The organism is Stenotrophomonas sp. KH_036_B (genome assembly GCF_057839485.1).
The window spans coordinates 3,149,755-3,166,682 of the sequence record NZ_CM174491.1; the positions used below are offsets into that span (position 1 = coordinate 3,149,755).

Below are 16,928 nucleotides of genomic sequence, written 5' to 3' on the forward strand. Positions count from 1 at the left end.
AGCGGCCGTGGCAGGCGGGTCAGGCGCAGCCCTCGGGCCCGCAGGCCTGGCCGTCGGCGGCCGCCGGGCGGTCCGGCATGTCCGCGGCGATCTGGCGCAGGGCCTGGGCGAACGCCTCCGGCGGCTGGGCGCCCTGCAGGGCGTAGCGGTCGTTGATCACAAACGTGGGCACCGACTGAATGCCCAGTGCGTGGGCCTGCGACAGCTGGGCCTGGATCTCCTGCAGGCCCTCGTCACCGGCCAGCAATGCGGCGATCCGCTCCGACGCCAGGCCACCGGCAGCCCCGGCGTCGGCCAGGGTCTGCGGATCGGCCAGGTTGCGGCCTTCGACGAAATGGGCGCGGAACAGCGCCTCGCCCACCGCGGCCTGCACGCCTTCACGCCCGGCCAGCCACATCAGCCGGTGCGCGGGCAGCGTGGTCACGCGCACCTGGCCCTGGTCGAAGTCCATCGGCAGGCCTTCGGCGCGTGCCGTGGCCTGGGTCTGGGAGAGGATCTGTTCGGTGCGCTCGGCGCTGCCGAATTTGGCGGCATACGCCTCGCGCAACGGCACCGGGGCGGTGCCGGCGTCCGGGTCGAGCAGGAAGGGGTGCCAGGTCACTTCGACCTGCGGGGCGTCGTCACCAAGCAGGGCCAGGCCCTGCTCGAAACGATGCTTGCCGATCCAGCACCAGGGGCATACCACGTCGGACCAGATATCGATTTTCATCCGACCGACATGGGGTCACCCCTCAAAAAACAAAGGTGTGCCGGCCGCTGGCCGGCCCCCCGTTACCGCGCCCAGCGACTGAACGGGTGCGCCGCCAGCGCCAGGTTGTAATAGCGGACCTGGTCGGTGACTTCCGCGCCCACCCAGCCGGGCAGCTCGATGGCCTGGTCGGCCGACTCCAGCTCCACTTCGGCCACCACCAGCCCGGCATTCTCACCCAGGAACTCATCGACCTCCCAGACCAGCCCGGCGTGATGGATCAGGTGTCGACGCTTGTCGATCAGCCCGCCCACGCACAGCGCCAGCAGCGCGCGCGCGTCGGCGACCGGGATCGGATAGTCGAACTCCTGCCGGGTGTGGCCGATCTCGCGCGACTTCATGTTGAGAAAGGCCTGCTCGCCCTGGATGCGCACGCGCACCGAGGCCTTCTGCGCGCCGCTGTCCAGCGAGGCGGTGTCGTTGATGTACCCCTGCGCCATCGGGATGACCGAATGCGCGGCGGTGCGCCAACCGTCGCCGGTGACGAGGTACTTGCGTTCGATTTCGATGCCCATGTCAGCGCTTCTCGAACACCGCGATGCTTTCCACGTGGGCGGTATGCGGGAACATGTCCATCGCGCCCGCCGATACGAGCGTGAAGCCCTGCTCGTTGACCAGGTAGCCGGCATCACGCGCCAGTGAACCGGGGTGGCAGCTGACGTAGACGATGCGCTTGAACTGCTTCAGCGGCAGCTGCTGCAGCACTTCGATCGCACCAGAGCGCGGCGGGTCGAGCAGCAGCTTGTCGAAGCCCTGGCGCATCCACGAGGCCTGGCGCTGGTCCTGGGTCAGGTCGGCAGCAAAGAACTGTGCATTGTCCAGGCCGTTGCGCGCCGCGTTTTCCTTCGCCCGCGCGACCAGACCGGCCTCGCCTTCCACGCCGACCACTTCGCGCACGGTGCGCGCCAGCGGCAGGGTGAAGTTGCCCAGGCCACAGAACAGATCGAGCACGCGCTCGTCCGGACCGGCGTCGAGCAGTTCCAGCGCCAACGCGATCATCTTCTCGTTGAGCGTGGCATTGACCTGGATGAAGTCGAGCGGGCGGAAGGCCAGTTCCACATTCCACGGTGCCAGCCGGAACGACAACGGCACCTCGCCGGGCACCAGCGGATGCACCGACTCGACGCCACCAGGCTGGAGGAAGATCGAGAACCCGTGTTCGGTACCGAAGGCCGCCCATGCGGCCTTGTCGGCGTCGCTCAGCGGCAGCATGTGGCGGATGGTCAGCACGATCGCATCGTCACCGGCGATGAATTCGACCTGCGGGATATCGCGCTTGCCGTCCAGCGTTTCGATGAACGTCGACAGCGCCGACACCTTCAGCCCGATGGCCGGAATGACGGTCAGGCACTGGGTCAGATCGGCAACGAAGCGCGGATCCTGCTCGCGGAAGCCCACCAGCGTCTTGTCCTTCTTCTCGACGCGACGCACCGAGAAGCGGCCCTTGCGACGGTAGCCCCAACTCTCGCCGACCAGCGGCGGCAGCACGGTGCCCGGGGTGACGTGGCCGATGCGGGTCAGGTTGTCGATCAGCACCCGCTGCTTGGCCACGATCTGCTGCGACTCCTCCAGGTGCTGCAGCACGCAGCCGGCGCAGACGCCGAAATGCGGGCATCGCGGGGTGACCCGCTGCGGCGATGGCTGCAGCACCTCCAGCGTGCGGGCCTCGTCGAAGTGGCGATTGCGGGCGGTGGGTTCGGCACGCACCACCTCGCCCGGCAGCGCGCCGGAGATGAAAGTGACCTTGCCGCCCTCGCCATCACGGCGGGCAACGCCCCGCCCGTCATGGCTGAGATCGAGGATGTCGGTCTGGAACGGGGTACGGTCGAGTCGGGAACGGGATCGGGCCACGTGGCAACAGGCTGCGGGCAAAAAGGGTGCGTATTGTCGCAGATACGGGTGCCCGGGGGCCGCGGGAAGCCGTTGTGATGCTTGCAGCACGCCACTTCGTGTTTAATATGCGCATAGCTGACAAGGAGGCAGCCCCAATGCAGATGACCCCGAGGGTTCCCGTGCCCCGATTCCTGCTCGTCGAGGACGACACCATCAGCCGCGGCTTCTTCAAGGCCGCGCTGGAAACCCTGCCCGCCCAGGTGGACACTGCCGATTCCCTGGCCAGCGCCATGGACCGCGGCCTGGCGGGCCTGCACGACCTGTGGCTGATCGACGTGAACCTGCCCGACGGCAATGGCGCGGAGCTGTTGCATGCGCTGCGCCGTTCACGGCCTGACACCCCTGCCCTGGCCCATACCGCCGATGGCGACACCAGCATCCATGCGCGCCTTCGCGATGCCGGGTTCAGCGACACCCTGGTCAAACCGCTGAGCCGAGAGCAGCTGCTCAAGGCCGTGCGCCGGGCGCTGGTGAACAGCCCGGGCGGCGCCCAGGCGTCCGCCGACAGCAGTGACGTCGACCGTGAAGACTGGGACGAGATCACCGCGCTGGCCGCCCTGAATGGGCAGCGAAACCATCTGATCGCGCTGCGCGAGCTGTTCCTGGCAGAACTGCCCGGCGTGCGCGATGCGGTAGCGCAGGCCGTGCTGCAGCACGATCTAGGCGCCTTGAAGGGCCAGTTGCACCGCCTGCAGGCGAGTTGTGGTTTCGTCGGCGCCGCGCGCCTGGCCCGCGCCGTCCGCCAGCTGCACCAGGCCCCGGAGTCCAACGGCGCCCACACCCGATTCCGCGCAGCTGTGGATTCCCTGTTGCATTAGGCACCCCGCAGACACGCATGGCTCGGTTACCTGCACAGGGTCATGGCGTTGACACGCATGGCTCGGTTACGTGCACAGGGTCATGGCGTTGACACGCATGGCGTGTCACCACGACCCTGGGTCGATCGGTTTGGGGTCGAGCGTTGATGCTGGGCTGCACCCGTCGCGTTGGGACATGCCATGCGTGTCCACGCGGTGCGCAAATCACCGCCGGCGCGCCAGATCCTCCAGCATTTCCCACGACTTCAACCCGCGACCGCCCAGGTGATGCAACAGCACCGCGCGCATGCCGCGGCGCAGGCTGGCCAGGTCGTCGCCTCCCGGCTGCACATCGCGTGCAAGCGCCAGCAGCGCACTGCCGGTGGCCGTGCCCCGGCGAGGGTCCATGCCACGCTCGCTGAGCAACCGCCGCGGGCCCTCCAGCGGGTCCAGTTCATAACGGGCCGCCGGATCGATCGGTTCGCCGTCGCTGCCATGGGCCAGATCGAAGCCGAACCCCAGCGCTTCCAGCAGGTCGCGCTCGAAACGCCGCAGGGTCCAGGCCAGCGATTCCGCGCCCCCCAGCCGCTGGCGGACCTGGCCGTAATGGTCGAACAGCTCCGGCAACGGATCCTGGCGGGGCGCCAGCCGCATCACCAGTTCATTGATGTAGAAGCCGGCGAGCATGGCATCGCCGGTCAAGCGGGGCGCGGCATCCATCGCCTCGGCACCGCGCAGCTGGGCCAGCTCGCCGCGCTGCACCGCCGTCAGGCGGATCCATTGCAGCGGCTGCAGCGCCGCCCGCAGCGCCTGGCTGCGCGGACTGCTGACGCCGCGCGCCAGTACCCCGATGCGGCCGTATTGTTCGGTAAGCACCTCGACCAGCAGGCTGGTTTCCCGCCAAGAGCGGGCGTGCAGCACGAAAGCCGGTTCGTCTTCGATGCGCATGGCCTGCGGTGCCGGAGTAGCCCGCCGGGCTTACTCGTAGCCGAACGCCTTCAGCGCGGCTTCGTCATCGGACCAGCCTTCGCGCACGCGCACCCAGGTCTCCAGGAAGACCTTGGCGTCGAACAGGCGCTCCATCTGCATGCGCGATTTGGCCCCGATGTCCTTGAGGCGGGTACCGCCCTTGCCGATCACGATCGCCTTCTGGCCTTCGCGCTCCACCCAGATCACCGCGCCGATGCGCAGCAGGTTGCCGTCTTCGACGAAGCGTTCGATCTCCACCGTGGTGGCGTACGGCAGCTCTTCGCCAAGCTGGCGCATCAGCTGCTCGCGGACCAGCTCGCCGGCGAGGAAACGCTGGCTGCGGTCGGTGATTTCATCCTCGCCGAACATCGGCGGGGCCTCGGGCAGCAGCTTGAGCAGGTCGCGCACCAGCGCTTCCAGGCCGTTGCGCTTCTGCGCGGAAATGGGATGGACCGACGAGAAGGTGCGGCCCTCGGTCACCTGCTGCAGGAACGGCAGCAGCGCGGCCTTGTCCTTCAGGCGGTCGACCTTGTTGACCACCAGCACCACCGGAATGCCGGCGTCGCTGAGCACGTTGAAGGCCAGGGTGTCTTCGTCATCCCAGCGGCCGGCCTCGATGACCAGCATGCCGGCATCCACGCCCTCGAGTGAGCCGCGCGCGGCGCGGTTCATCACGCGGTTCATGGCGCGCTTCTGCACGCGGTGCAGGCCGGGGGTGTCCACCAGCACCAGCTGCCCTTCCGGGTAACTGGCAATGCCCAGCAGCCGGTGACGGGTGGTCTGCGGCCGGTTGGAGACGATGCTGACCTTGGCACCCACAAGGGCGTTGGTCAGGGTGGACTTGCCGACGTTGGGGCGGCCGATGACGGCCACGCTGCCGCAATGATGGGGGGTTGCTTCGCTCACTTGGAATCCAGTTGCTCGAGGGCGGCCGCAGCCGCCTGTTGTTCGGCCAGCCGTCGCGAGGCACCTTCGCCTTCGGTGCTGACAGCGGGATCGGCTACGCCGCAGCGTACCCGGAAGGTCTTGGCGTGATCGTCACCCGATTCTGACACCAATTCGTACAGCGGCAGCGCCTTCTGTCGGCCCTGCAGCCATTCCTGTAACCGGGTCTTGGGGTCTTTTTCGGGCTTGCCGGTGGCCGGCAGGGCCTCCATGGAGGGGCCGAACCAGGGCAGCACCACGGCCTGGCAGGCGGCAAAGCCTGCGTCCAGGTAGATGGCGGCCACGACGGCCTCCAGGGCATCGGCCAGGATCGAGTCCCGCCGGTGCCCGCCGGACTTCATTTCGCCCGGGCCCAGAATCAGGCGCTCACCCAGTTCAAGCGTGCGCGCGATGACAGCCAGGGCACCTTCACGGACCAGTTCGGCCCGGGCGCGGGTCAGCGCGCCTTCGTCGGCCTTGGGCCAGCGCGCGTACAGCGCTTGGGCAACCATCATGTTCACGATGCTGTCGCCGAGGAACTCCAGCCGCTCGTTGTTCGGCGTGCCGGCACTGCGATGCGTCAGGGCCTGCTTCAGCAGGCCCGGGTCCTCGAATGGGTGGCCGATACGGTCACCGCGTTGGAAAGTGTTAGTCGGCACCGCTGAGGGTCAATTCCTGATGGGCATCAAATTTTCCAACCACGTCGAGGTTGCCGATCAGCGGGCGACGCACTTCGTAGTTGACCTTCATGTTCCAGCCGCCGCTGACGCGTTCGAACTTGACGTTGGCCGGCTTCACGCTTTCGGAGTAGCTGATGTCCAGGCGGCGGAAGAACATCTCCTGCACCTTGCCCGGCTCCATGTTGCCTACCCCGGGTTCCTTGGCGATCCCCTTCAGCGCGGTTTTCACCGCGTAGTACTCCGAGTACATCGGGAACAGCTTCATGCCGATGTACAGGCCGAAGCCCACGATGCAAAGGACCACCAGGAAGGAGGTCAGGGTCATGCCACGCTGCGTTTTCATCGTCTTCATTGCGTTCTCCCCAGATACGCGTGTGCCAAAGAATCAGTTGATCCCGGTACCGATCCGCGACGGCTCGAAACCGTCCTTGCAGAACCAGCCCGAGCAGTTCAGCCAGATCAGGAACGCCTTGCCACGGAGATTTTCCTCCGGCAGCAGGCCCCAGAAACGGCCATCATCGCTGTTGTCGCGGTTGTCGCCCATCACCAGATACTTGCCTGCCGGCACGGTCCACTGGCCTTCGCCACGCGGATAGTCGGTCTCCAGCACGGTGTGGGTGCGGCCCGGCAGGTGCTCGACCAGCAGCGAGCTGCCCTCGCCCTGGCCACGGTGACCAGCATACAACCCCTTGTTCTCGTACTTGACCGGGGTGCCGTTGAGGATCAGCCCGTCACCCTGGAACACCACCTCGTCACCGGGCACGCCGATGACGCGCTTGATGAAGTTCTCGCCCTTGTTGGGGTCGTTTTCGGAATGGCCGGGGAAGTGGAACACCACCACGTCGCCGCGCTCGGGCTCGCCGATCGGCACGATGCGCGCGTTGTTGAGCGGCAGGCGCAGGCCGTAGGCGAACTTGTTGACCAGGATGAAATCACCGATCAGCAGGTTCGGCATCATCGAACTGGAGGGGATCTTGTAGGGCTCGGCAATGAAGCTGCGCACCACCAGTACGATCGCCAGCACCGGGAAGAACGCCCGGGAGTAGTCCACCAGCACCGGTTCGGAGTCCAGCAGCCCGGCGCGCGCGGCGCGGCGCCTGGCGAAGTACAGCTTGTCGGCCAACAGGATCAGGCCCGAGGCCAGTGTCAGTACGACCAGGAGGATCTCAAACAGTTTCATGCAGTGTCCTTGGGAACGGGTGCAGCGGTGCGGTGGGTGATCCCCTGCCCGCCCGGCGGCACCCGAAGATGCCGCGCGGTGGCCGGGGATGGCCGTCCGGCCTTACTTGTCCATCTGCAGCACGGCAAGGAAGGCTTCCTGCGGAATTTCCACGCGGCCCACCTGCTTCATGCGCTTCTTGCCTTCCTTCTGCTTCTCCAGCAACTTCTTCTTGCGCGAAACGTCGCCACCATAGCACTTGGCCAGCACGTTCTTGCGCATCGCCTTGACCGTGGTGCGGGAGATGATCTGCGAGCCCACCGCGGCCTGGATGGCCACGTCGAACATCTGCCGCGGGATCAGTTCCTTCATCTTTTCGCACAGCTCGCGACCGCGACGGTCGGCATGGCTGCGGTGCACGATCAGCGAGAGCGCATCGACCTTGTCGCCGTTGATCAGTACGTCCACGCGCACGAACGGACCCGCTTCGAAACGCACGAAGTGGTAATCGAGCGAGGCGTAGCCGCGGCTGACCGACTTGAGCTTGTCGAAGAAGTCCAGCACCACCTCGGCCATCGGCAGCTCGTAACTGATCTGCACCTGGCTGCCCAGGTAGTTGATGCCGATCTGGCTGCCACGCTTCTCTTCGCAGAGCTTGATGATGTTGCCGATGTACTCCTCGGGGGTGAGCACGTTGGCGCGGATGATCGGCTCGCGGATTTCATCGACCATGTTCACCGGCGGCAACTTGGCCGGGTTGTCCATGTTGATGATCGTTCCGTCGGTCTTGAGGACCTCGTAAACGACGGTCGGCGCGGTGCTGATCAGGTCCAGGTTGTATTCGCGCTCCAGGCGCTCCTGCACGATTTCCATGTGCAGCATGCCCAGGAAGCCGCAGCGGAAGCCGAAGCCCATGGCCTCGGAGCTTTCCGGCTCGAAACGCAGCGCGGCATCGTTGAGGCGCAGCTTGTCCAGCGCTTCACGCAGGTCCGGGTAGTCCTCGGCGTCCACCGGGAACAGGCCGGCGAACACGCGCGGCTGCATTTCCTGGAAGCCGGGCAGCGGCTTGGCCGCCGGATCTGCCGCCAGGGTCAGGGTGTCGCCCACCGGGGCACCGTGAACGTCCTTGATGCTGGCGGTGACCCAGCCCACCTCACCGGCACGCAATGCCGGCAGCACCTTGCGCTTGGGCGTGAACACGCCGACGTTGTCGACCTGGTGGTTGCGGCCGGTGGACATGACCTGCAGCTTGTCGCCGGCCTTGATCTGGCCCTGCATCACGCGCACCAGCGAGACCACGCCCAGGTAGTTGTCGAACCACGAGTCGATGATCAACGCCTGCAGCTTGTCGGTATCACGCGGCACCGGCGGCGGAATGCGATGCACGATCGCCTCCAGCACGTCCACCACGTTCAGGCCGGTCTTGGCGCTGACCGGCACCGCATCGGTGGCGTCGATGCCGATCACGGCCTCGATCTCGGCCTTGGCGCGCTCGATATCCGCGGTGGGCAGGTCGATCTTGTTGATCACCGGCACCACTTCCAGGCCCTGCTCGACGGCGGTGTAGCAGTTGGCAACCGACTGCGCTTCCACGCCCTGGGCCGCATCGACCACCAGCAGCGCACCTTCGCAGGCGGCCAGCGAGCGGCTGACTTCATAGGAGAAGTCGACGTGCCCGGGGGTGTCGATGAAGTTCAGGTGGTAGGTCTGGCCGTCTTTCGCCACATACGGCAGCGAGACGGACTGGGCCTTGATGGTGATGCCACGCTCGCGCTCGATCGGATTCGAGTCGAGCACCTGCGCCTCCATCTCGCGGGCCTGGAGGCCACCGCAAAGCTGGATGATGCGATCGGCCAGCGTGGACTTGCCGTGGTCGACGTGGGCAATGATGGAGAAGTTGCGGATGTTCCGCATCGAATCAGAGGACATAGGTGGCGGCGGCGCGTCGCGTCGTCAGGGTAACGGCACATTATCGCATGGTGAGCGCCCTCCCGCGTGCCGGGGGGGGCAGATACGACCGGGCCCGCCGAAGCGGGCCCGGAAACGCAGCAATGGCGGGGCTTACTGCCCGGCCTTCACCGGCACGAAGGCGCTGTTGCCGTTGGCACGGACCAGCAACATGACCACATCGCCCTTCTTGTAGCCCCCCAGCGCCTTGTTCAGCGCGGACACGCTGCCCACCGGGGTGCGACCCACCTGCAGGACCACCATGCCCGGGGACAGCCCGGCGTCGCGGGCGGACTGGCCATTGACGCGGGTGACGCGCACGCCTTCGCCGGCGTCCAGGCCCAGCTGCTGGCGCTGCGGGGCGGTCAGGTCCGCCACGTCCAGGCCGAGCAGCGCGTTGGCCCCGGCCTGCGGCGCGGCCTCGGCGACGGCCGGGCCGGCGTTGCCGCGTGCGGCATCTTCGGCCAGCTCGGTGAGGGTAGCGGTGATCTCGCGCTCGCGGCCATCGCGCAGCACGCCCAGGCGGACCTTGCTGCCCGGCGGCTGCGCGCCGATCAGCGGCGGCAGGTCGCTGAAGGTGTTGATCGGGGTGCCGTTCACCGAGCGGATCACGTCGCCGACTTCCAGGCCGGACTTGGCCGCGGCACTGCCCGGGACCAGTTCGTTGACCAGCGCACCGCGGCTGTCGGGCAGGTTGAAGCCCTGTGCCACGTCACCGGTGATGGCGCCGACGATCGCGCCCAGCTGGCCACGGCTCACGCGCCCGTTCTTCTTGATCTGCTCGACCGCGCCCATGGCCAGGTCGATCGGGATCGCGAAGCTGATGCCCATGTAGCCGCCCGAGGCGGAGAAGATCTGCGAGTTGATGCCGACCACTTCACCGCGGGTATTGAGCAGGGGACCGCCCGAATTGCCCTGGTTGATGGCCACGTCGGTCTGGATGAACGGCACGTAGCGCTGGTCCTGGCCGCCGGTGCTGCGACCGACCGCGCTCACCACGCCGGCGGTGACCGAGTGGTCCAGGCCGAACGGCGAGCCGATCGCGACTACCCACTGGCCGGGCTTAAGCGTGTTGGAATCGCCCACGCGCACGGTCGGCAGATTCCTGCCGTCGATCTTGAGCAGGGCCACGTCGTACTGCTGGTCGCTGCCGACCACCTTGGCGGTGAACTCGCGGCGATCGCCCAGCTTGACCTTCACTTCGCCGGCATCGGCCACCACATGGTGGTTGGTCAGCACGTAGCCGTCGGGCGAGATGATGAATCCCGAGCCCATGCCGCGGCCGCGGATGCTGGGACCTTCATCGCCGCCACCCGGCTGGCCCGGCATCTGGAAGTCCGGGCCGAAGAAGCGCCGGAAGAATTCCGGCATTTCATCATCGCCCGGCCCCGGACCCGGACCGGCGCCGCGCGCCTGGCGGTTGCTGCGCACGATGGTGGTCTCGATGTTGACCACGCCCGGGCCGACCTGCTCCACCAGGTTGGTGAAGTCCGGCAGGCCACTGACCAGCGGTGCGGCGGGGGCACGCGGGGCAGCGGCCGCCGCGGGGGAGGCCGGGGCCGGCGCCTGGGCACAGGCCACCAGGGGAAGGGTCATGGCCACCAGGGCCATGGCATGCATGCGGATACGGGCGGTCATCAGACTCGAGCCTCCGGTCAGGGATCAGGGAGAAGGGGGGCGCTGCGGGGCAACCGCAGCGCGGAATGGAAACGGGGCGGGCAACAGACTCAGTCGCGGTGCCTGCGCGCTGGCGGGGGGCTTGCCCCCTCATCCTGCAGGCGCGGCTCAAACGGGTAGAACGCCGCCTGTGGTTCCTGCGCGGAGAAACTGGCGTTGAGCGCGCCATTACTGCCCACGGTAGACCGCGGCCATGGCCGGGCCTGCAGGCTGCTGACATCGCCAAAGGGCAACGGCCGGGACTCGGCGGTCGGCAGGGCCGGCGCGGCCTGGCTGGCCAGCGCACGCTGCGGCTCACCGGCGCGGCTGGCAACGCTGCGCGCGGCCTGCTGGGTGCGGGTGGCACTGGTACGGCGTGCGCCCACGGCCGCGGCCGGAACGGCGGCGACCGCCAGGGCGGCATCGGCCACCACGGCGACAGCAGGCGGCGCGGCGGGCGCGCCAGGCACCGGCGCCGGCAGTTGGGCCTGGCTGGCGATCACCGTGGTGGGGGTCTGCGGCGGGGCTTCGCCCGGCAGCTGCTCGCGGGTCATGAACAAGGCAATGGCCGCGACCGAGGCGGCCAGCGCGGCGCCGCCGCCCCACCGGCGCCATCCGCCGCGACGCTCGCGCGGGGTGGGCGCGGCAGCCGCCAGTACCGGTGCCGGTTCGGCCGCGACGGCAGCCTGGATACGATCGGCGAAGCCGGCGGGCGCAGGCGCGCACGCCTGGCCGCGCAGCACATCGCCCAGCAGCTGCCAACGCTCGTGGCAGCCCGACAGGGCCTCGTCGTGCTCGAGCCGGCGCAGCAGGAAGCGCGCCTCGTCGAGCGACAGCTCACCATCGATCAGCGACGACAGCTGCTGGCGGTGGTGCGCATCGAATTTGTCCGGCTCGGCGCCGGTGGATCCAGTGGTAGGCATGTGGTGACTCATACGCGGCCCTTCTCGCGGGTGGCACTGCCGATGTCCAGCAGCGGCCGGAGTTCAGTGTCGATCGCCTCGCGGGCGCGGAAAATCCGCGACCGCACGGTGCCGATCGGGCACCCCATCTTCTGCGCGATGTCCTCGTAGCTCAGGCCGTCCACCTCGCGCAGGGTGATGGCCGATCTCAGTTCTTCCGGGAGCGCAGAGACCGCCTTCATGACCGTCTGCTCCAGCTCCTGGCGCATCAGCTCGCGTTCGGGCGTGTCGGTGTCGCGCAGGCGCGTTCCGCTGTCGAACTGCTCCGCGTCCCCGATGTCGATGTCATCGGTGGGCGGGCGGCGGTTGTGGGCGGCGAGATGGTTCTTGGCAGTATTCACGGCGATCCGATGCAACCAGGTATAGAACTGCGCATCGCCACGGAAACTCCCGATCGCGCGGTACGCGCGGACGAACGTGTCCTGGGCGACGTCCTGACATTCACTCCAGTCGGCGATGTAGCGCCCGATCAATGCGACGATCCGATGCTGGTACTTGCGCACCAGGACATCAAACGCCGCACTTTCGCCGCGCTGCACGCGCCGGACCAGCTCCAGGTCCAGCTCCTGTGGTGTTTCAACCTCGGCCATGGGGGGCCGCACTCCTGTCAGCCCAACCGACGTCGGGCAATGAGACTGCCAATCCCGGGAAAAGTTCAGCGCCCGATCACGAGACGCCGTACCAGCTTTTAACCACCGTTCCGTTAAGGTTCCAGATCACGGCCATGAACCGGGTCCTCCGCTCCCCCAGCTATAGGGATTTGACGGGGAGGAAACAACCTCTGGATCATAGCCCCCTTCTCCATACACAACCGGATGGAACGTCCCCATGCTTTCAGGCTTCGATGGGCTCCGCTTCTCACATTGGCACCCCGAGATCCGTGACGATGGTGTCGTGGTGCTCAGCCTCGACCGCCAGGACAGCAGCGTCAATGCGATGTCGCAGGACGTATTGCTGGAACTGGGCGACCTGGTCGAACGCCTGGCCCTGGATCCGCCCAAGGCGGTGGTGGTGCAGTCGATCAAGCCGGCCGGCTTCATTGCCGGCGCCGACCTCAAGGAGTTCCAGGAATTCGACCGGCGCGGAACGGTGAACGATGCCATCCGCCGCGGCCAGACCACGTACCAGAAGCTGTCCGAGCTGCCCTGCCCGACCGTGGCGGCCATCCATGGCCACTGCCTGGGCGGCGGCACCGAACTGGCGCTGGCCTGCCGCTACCGCGTGGCGTCCAATGATCCCTCCACCCGCATCGGCCTGCCCGAGACCCAGCTGGGCATCTTCCCCGGCTGGGGCGGCAGCGCGCGCCTGCCGCAGCTGGTGGGCGCACCGGCGGCGATGGACATGATGCTGACCGGCCGCAACCTGTCGGCATCGGCCGCGCGCAGCATCGGCCTGGTCGACAAGGTCGTGGCGCCGGCGGTGCTGCTCGATACCGCCGTGGCACTGGGCCTGTCGGGCACCACCCGCCCGTTCAAGCAGCGCCTCACCGCCTGGGCCACCAATACCTGGCTGGCGCGCAAGCTGCTGGCCCCACAGATGGCAAAGCAGGTCGCACGCAAGGCCAAAAAGGACCACTACCCGGCGCCCTACGCCCTGATCAACACCTGGGCCCGCACCGGCGGCAGCGGCATCCAGGCCCGCCTGGACGCCGAGCGCCGCGCGGTGGTCAAGCTGGCCGGCACCCCGACCGCACGCAACCTGATCCGCATCTTCTTCCTGACCGAACGGCTCAAGGCGCTGGGCGGCAAGGATCACGGCATCCGCCACGTGCACGTGGTCGGTGCCGGCGTGATGGGCGGCGACATTGCCGCGTGGTCGGCCTACAAGGGCTTCGAGGTCACCCTGCAGGACCGCGAGCAGCGCTTCATCGATCCGGCCATGGAGCGTGCGCAGGCCCTGTTCGCCAAGAAGGTGCGCGACGAAAGCAAGCGCCCCGCCGTGGCCGCCCGCCTCAAGGCCGACCTGGCCGGTGACGGCGTCGCCGTGGCCGACCTGGTGATCGAAGCCATCATCGAAGACGCCGAAGCCAAGCGCGGCCTCTACCAGACGCTCGAGCCGAAGATGAAGGCCGATGCGCTGCTGACCACCAACACCTCCTCCATTCCACTGGTCGAATTGCGCGACCACATCCAGCGCCCGGCCCAGTTCGCCGGCCTGCACTACTTCAACCCCGTCGCGCAGATGCCGCTGGTCGAAATCATCCATCACGACGGCATGGCCCCCGAGACCGAGCGCCGCCTGGCCGCATTCTGCAAGGCGCTGGGCAAGTTCCCGGTTCCGGTCGCGGGCACCCCCGGCTTCCTGGTCAACCGCGTGTTGTTCCCCTACATGCTCGAAGCCGCCACCGCCTACGCCGAAGGCATTCCCGGCCCGGTCATCGACAAGGCCGCGGTGAAGTTCGGCATGCCCATGGGCCCGATCGAGCTGCTCGACACCGTCGGTCTGGACGTGGCCGCCGGCGTCGGCAAGGAACTGGCACCGTTCCTCGGCCTGCAGATTCCCGCCGCGCTGCAGACGGTGGAGCCGGGCAAGCGCGGCAAGAAGGACGGCCAGGGCATCTACACGTGGGACAACGGCCGCGCCCAGAAGCCGGACGTACCCGCCAACTACCAGGCCCCGGCCGACCTCGAAGACCGGCTGATCCTGCCGCTGCTCAACGAAGCCGTCGCGTGCCTGCACGAAGGCGTCGTGGCCGATGCCGACCTGCTCGACGCCGGCGTGATCTTCGGCACCGGCTTCGCCCCGTTCCGCGGCGGCCCGATCCAGTACATCCGCGCCACTGGCGCAGATGCCCTGGTCGAACGCCTGAAGGCGCTGCAGCAACGCTACGGCGACCGCTTCGCCCCGCGCCCGGGCTGGGACGCGGCGGTACTGCGCGAACCGGTGATGTGACGATTGATTGAGCGAAACAGAAACGCCACCGCCCGGTGGCGTTTCTGTTTCCGGCGCCGTTTCCCAGCCCACATCGGGGAATGCCCTGACCTCGCCAAGAGAGGCCTTCCGATTCAGCACTCGTGATGCTCAGCGCAAGCTCTGAACGCAGCCCGCCGAAGGCGGCACTGCATCCTTCAGATTGGAGTTCATCATGAAAAACATGCTTGCGTGTGCGCTGTTGGCCAGCGCGTTCCTGGCGCCTGGCCAGGCCTCTGCCCAGACGCCCGGTATCGGCGAAGTAAAGACGTTTTACGGCGAAGTCTATGGACACGACCGCCCCATGCTCGGTGCCGTGGCGCGCGTGCGTGCCCTGGAGCGGGCAGCGTCGGAAGGCTTCGGCAACTGCGTGGAAACCTACTTCAGCATGACGCCGAGTGCCGGTGGCTGGTACGTCATCTCGGCCCAGGAATGCACCCGCCAGTGACCTGCGCCTGAGCCACGCGCGCCGAGCGCACGCCGGGCACATTCTGCGGGCGCTCGCTTCTCCTGCTGCAACAGCCTGTTGTTCGTTCGGAGCACCCCGGAGGCACTGGGGCGTGCCATGCTTTCGCCCTGTCCCCGCCATCGAGAAAGCCCGCATGACGACCATCATCGCCCCGCGCGTCCATGACATCGGTGGACTGGAAGTGCGCCGCGCCGTGCCCAGCATCCAGGCCCGCAGCGTTGGCCCGTTCGTGTTCGTGGACCAGATGGGCCCGGCCGTCATGGGCGCCGGCGCCGGCATCGATGTCCGCCCGCATCCGCATATCGGCCTGGCCACCGTTACCTTCCTCTGGTCGGGCGCCATCGGGCATCGCGACACCCTCGGCTCCGACCAGGTCATCCGCCCCGGCGACGTCAACTGGATGACCGCCGGCCGCGGCATCGCCCACTCCGAACGCACGCCGCCGGTCGAACGCGAACATGACCACCCCATCCATGGCATGCAGACCTGGGTCGCGCTGCCGAAAAGCTTCGAAGAGGCCGACCCGGGTTTCTACCACCACGCTGCCGCCACCCTGCCCCAGCAGCGCCGCAACGGTGCCTGGCTGCGCGTCATCGCCGGCCGCGCCTATGGCGAGGAATCGCCGGTGAAGGTGTTCGCCGACACCCTCAACGTCGCTATCGACCTCGAGCCAGGCGCTGAACTCGACCTGGACACGGGGCACGTCGAACGCGCGCTCTACATCCTCGACGGCGATGCCCAGCTCGACGGCGTCGACCTGCCCGCCCAGCATCTGGTCATTCCCGAAGCCGGTGCCCGTGGCCGGTTGCGTGCCAAGACGCCGTTGAAGGCCATGCTGCTCGGTGGTGAACCGCTGGACGGACCGCGCCACCTCTGGTGGAACTTCGTGTCCAGCTCCAAGGAACGCATCGAGCAGGCCAGGCACGATTGGGCATCGGGACGTTTTGGCACCATCCCCGGCGATGACAAAGAGTTCATTCCGCTGCCGGAGCGCTGACCGCGCGCCAATACCCCCGCTCTCCGACGTGCTCCCCTGAGCCTTCGAGGAGATCGTCAATGAGCATGGGCAAGCGCGTGGCCGCCGAGTTTCTCGGCACCTTCTGGCTGGTCCTGGGCGGCTGCGGCAGCGCCGTCCTGGCCGCAACATTCGGCGGCGATGGCAACCCGCTGGGCATCGGGTTCCTCGGCGTGGCGTTGGCCTTCGGCCTCACCGTACTGACCGGCGCCTACGCGTTCGGGCATGTCTCCGGCGCCCACTTCAACCCTGCCGTCAGCGTGGGCCTGTGGGCCGGCGGGCGCTTTCCCGCCCGCGACCTGCTGCCCTACATCGTCGCCCAGGTGCTCGGCGGGCTGTTCGCAGGCTTCATCCTCCTGCAGATCGCCTCGGGCGCACCCGGCTTCCAGATCGATCCCGGCCAGGCCGGTGCCTTCGCCAGCAACGGCTACGGCGCCCTTTCCCCCGGTGGCTACAGCGTCGCGGCAGCTTTCCTCTGCGAAGTGGTGCTGACCGCCATGTTCCTGGTGCTGATCATGGGTGCCACCCATGGCCGCGCCCCGGCCGGCTTCGCCCCCATTGCGATCGGCCTCGGCCTGACCCTCATCCACCTGATCAGCATTCCGGTCACCAATACCTCCGTGAACCCGGCCCGCTCCACCGCCGTGGCGGTGTTCGCCGGCAGCGGCGCGCTCGGCCAGCTCTGGTTGTTCTGGGTGGCACCCCTGCTGGGCGGGCTGATCGGGGGCATCGCCTACAAGTGGATCGGCGCCGAGCCGCGATGAGCGCAGGATGCTCCGTGGAAGCCCGCCGAAAGGCG

At 67.7% G+C, this 16,928-nt stretch carries 17 protein-coding genes; 5 read left to right on the forward strand and 12 right to left on the reverse strand.

Annotation, left to right across the window (positions count from 1 at the left end):
* Positions 1-19: 19 nt before the first annotated feature.
* The 3 genes from AC3ITN_RS14160 to rlmD form a co-directional block, all read right to left on the reverse strand.
* Positions 20-709, reverse strand: a complete 690-nt coding sequence (locus AC3ITN_RS14160; protein WP_489390909.1) for a DsbA family oxidoreductase — start codon at positions 707-709, stop codon at positions 20-22.
* 62 nt (positions 710-771) lie between these two features.
* Positions 772-1,263, reverse strand: a complete 492-nt coding sequence (locus AC3ITN_RS14165) for a CYTH domain-containing protein (RefSeq protein WP_489390910.1) — start codon at positions 1,261-1,263, stop codon at positions 772-774.
* 1 nt (position 1,264) lies between these two features.
* The gene (rlmD, locus tag AC3ITN_RS14170) at positions 1,265-2,599 is read right to left on the reverse strand and encodes a 23S rRNA (uracil(1939)-C(5))-methyltransferase RlmD (RefSeq protein WP_313343053.1); all 1,335 of its coding nucleotides are present in this window, start codon (positions 2,597-2,599) and stop codon (positions 1,265-1,267) included.
* 137 nt (positions 2,600-2,736) lie between these two features.
* On the opposite strand from rlmD, the gene AC3ITN_RS14175 reads away from it, so the two are divergent.
* Positions 2,737-3,459 carry an Hpt domain-containing response regulator gene (locus tag AC3ITN_RS14175; RefSeq protein ID WP_489390911.1) on the forward strand — a complete coding sequence of 241 codons (723 nt, stop codon included), beginning with the start codon at positions 2,737-2,739 and terminating at the stop codon, positions 3,457-3,459.
* Between the two features lie 204 nt (positions 3,460-3,663).
* On the opposite strand, the gene recO is transcribed toward AC3ITN_RS14175, so the two are convergent.
* The 9 genes from recO to rpoE all read right to left on the reverse strand — a co-directional run bounded on the left by recO (position 3,664) and on the right by rpoE (position 12,325).
* Positions 3,664-4,386: a DNA repair protein RecO gene (gene recO / locus AC3ITN_RS14180; RefSeq protein ID WP_489390912.1), complete on the reverse strand. Its 723-nt coding sequence runs from the start codon at positions 4,384-4,386 to the stop codon at positions 3,664-3,666.
* Between the two features lie 30 nt (positions 4,387-4,416).
* Positions 4,417-5,313, reverse strand: a complete 897-nt coding sequence (gene era, locus AC3ITN_RS14185) for a GTPase Era (protein WP_313343046.1) — start codon at positions 5,311-5,313, stop codon at positions 4,417-4,419.
* On the reverse strand, positions 5,310-5,990 hold the full coding sequence (gene rnc / locus AC3ITN_RS14190; RefSeq protein WP_489390913.1) for a ribonuclease III: 681 nt from the start codon (positions 5,988-5,990) through the stop codon (positions 5,310-5,312). Before rnc ends, era begins: the two co-directional genes overlap by 4 nt.
* Entirely contained in the window at positions 5,980-6,363 is a 384-nt protein-coding gene (locus tag AC3ITN_RS14195; RefSeq protein ID WP_489390914.1) for a DUF4845 domain-containing protein, read from the reverse strand. Before AC3ITN_RS14195 ends, rnc begins: the two co-directional genes overlap by 11 nt.
* A 33-nt stretch (positions 6,364-6,396) precedes the next feature.
* Positions 6,397-7,191 carry a signal peptidase I gene (gene lepB / locus AC3ITN_RS14200; RefSeq protein ID WP_313343039.1) on the reverse strand — a complete coding sequence of 265 codons (795 nt, stop codon included), beginning with the start codon at positions 7,189-7,191 and terminating at the stop codon, positions 6,397-6,399.
* A 102-nt stretch (positions 7,192-7,293) separates the two neighbouring features.
* Entirely contained in the window at positions 7,294-9,084 is a 1,791-nt protein-coding gene (gene lepA / locus AC3ITN_RS14205) for a translation elongation factor 4 (RefSeq protein ID WP_313343336.1), read from the reverse strand.
* A 147-nt stretch (positions 9,085-9,231) separates the two neighbouring features.
* Entirely contained in the window at positions 9,232-10,755 is a 1,524-nt protein-coding gene (locus tag AC3ITN_RS14210; protein ID WP_489390915.1) for a DegQ family serine endoprotease, read from the reverse strand.
* An 89-nt stretch (positions 10,756-10,844) separates the two neighbouring features.
* On the reverse strand, positions 10,845-11,696 hold the full coding sequence (locus AC3ITN_RS14215; RefSeq protein WP_489390916.1) for a sigma-E factor negative regulatory protein: 852 nt from the start codon (positions 11,694-11,696) through the stop codon (positions 10,845-10,847).
* A gap of 8 nt (positions 11,697-11,704) precedes the next feature.
* Complete coding sequence (gene rpoE, locus AC3ITN_RS14220; protein ID WP_313343032.1) at positions 11,705-12,325, reverse strand: RNA polymerase sigma factor RpoE; 621 nt, start codon at positions 12,323-12,325, stop codon at positions 11,705-11,707.
* A 238-nt stretch (positions 12,326-12,563) separates the two neighbouring features.
* Here rpoE and AC3ITN_RS14225 point away from each other — a divergent pair, with 238 nt between their 5' ends.
* From AC3ITN_RS14225 to aqpZ, 4 genes are all read left to right on the forward strand, one after another.
* Positions 12,564-14,627 carry a 3-hydroxyacyl-CoA dehydrogenase NAD-binding domain-containing protein gene (locus tag AC3ITN_RS14225; protein ID WP_489390917.1) on the forward strand — a complete coding sequence of 688 codons (2,064 nt, stop codon included), beginning with the start codon at positions 12,564-12,566 and terminating at the stop codon, positions 14,625-14,627.
* 193 nt (positions 14,628-14,820) lie between these two features.
* Positions 14,821-15,093, forward strand: coding sequence for a hypothetical protein (locus AC3ITN_RS14230; protein WP_489390918.1), 273 nt, complete (start codon positions 14,821-14,823; stop codon positions 15,091-15,093).
* A gap of 154 nt (positions 15,094-15,247) precedes the next feature.
* A complete protein-coding gene (locus AC3ITN_RS14235; RefSeq protein WP_489390919.1) occupies positions 15,248-16,111 on the forward strand; it encodes a pirin family protein in 864 nt (287 codons plus the stop codon).
* A 59-nt stretch (positions 16,112-16,170) separates the two neighbouring features.
* Positions 16,171-16,893 (forward strand): aquaporin Z, encoded by a 723-nt coding sequence (aqpZ, locus tag AC3ITN_RS14240; RefSeq protein WP_313343021.1) that lies wholly within the window; start codon positions 16,171-16,173, stop codon positions 16,891-16,893.
* Positions 16,894-16,928 lie beyond the last annotated feature (35 nt).

Excerpts from the sequence above, each read along its gene's own strand:
- AC3ITN_RS14160 (WP_489390909.1), bottom strand. The coding sequence starts at position 709 with ATGAAAATCGATATCTGGTCCGACGTGGTATGCCCCTGGTGCTGGATC.
- recO (WP_489390912.1), bottom strand. The coding sequence starts at position 4,386 with ATGCGCATCGAAGACGAACCGGCTTTCGTGCTGCACGCCCGCTCTTGG.
- AC3ITN_RS14175 (WP_489390911.1), top strand. The coding sequence starts at position 2,737 with ATGCAGATGACCCCGAGGGTTCCCGTGCCCCGATTCCTGCTCGTCGAG.
- AC3ITN_RS14210 (WP_489390915.1), bottom strand. The coding sequence starts at position 10,755 with ATGACCGCCCGTATCCGCATGCATGCCATGGCCCTGGTGGCCATGACC.
- AC3ITN_RS14215 (WP_489390916.1), bottom strand. The coding sequence starts at position 11,696 with ATGCCTACCACTGGATCCACCGGCGCCGAGCCGGACAAATTCGATGCG.
- lepB (WP_313343039.1), bottom strand. The coding sequence starts at position 7,191 with ATGAAACTGTTTGAGATCCTCCTGGTCGTACTGACACTGGCCTCGGGC.
- AC3ITN_RS14235 (WP_489390919.1), top strand. The coding sequence starts at position 15,248 with ATGACGACCATCATCGCCCCGCGCGTCCATGACATCGGTGGACTGGAA.
- aqpZ (WP_313343021.1), top strand. The coding sequence starts at position 16,171 with ATGAGCATGGGCAAGCGCGTGGCCGCCGAGTTTCTCGGCACCTTCTGG.
- rpoE (WP_313343032.1), bottom strand. The coding sequence starts at position 12,325 with ATGGCCGAGGTTGAAACACCACAGGAGCTGGACCTGGAGCTGGTCCGG.
- AC3ITN_RS14195 (WP_489390914.1), bottom strand. The coding sequence starts at position 6,363 with ATGAAGACGATGAAAACGCAGCGTGGCATGACCCTGACCTCCTTCCTG.
- AC3ITN_RS14230 (WP_489390918.1), top strand. The coding sequence starts at position 14,821 with ATGAAAAACATGCTTGCGTGTGCGCTGTTGGCCAGCGCGTTCCTGGCG.
- AC3ITN_RS14225 (WP_489390917.1), top strand. The coding sequence starts at position 12,564 with ATGCTTTCAGGCTTCGATGGGCTCCGCTTCTCACATTGGCACCCCGAG.
- AC3ITN_RS14165 (WP_489390910.1), bottom strand. The coding sequence starts at position 1,263 with ATGGGCATCGAAATCGAACGCAAGTACCTCGTCACCGGCGACGGTTGG.
- lepA (WP_313343336.1), bottom strand. The coding sequence starts at position 9,084 with ATGCGGAACATCCGCAACTTCTCCATCATTGCCCACGTCGACCACGGC.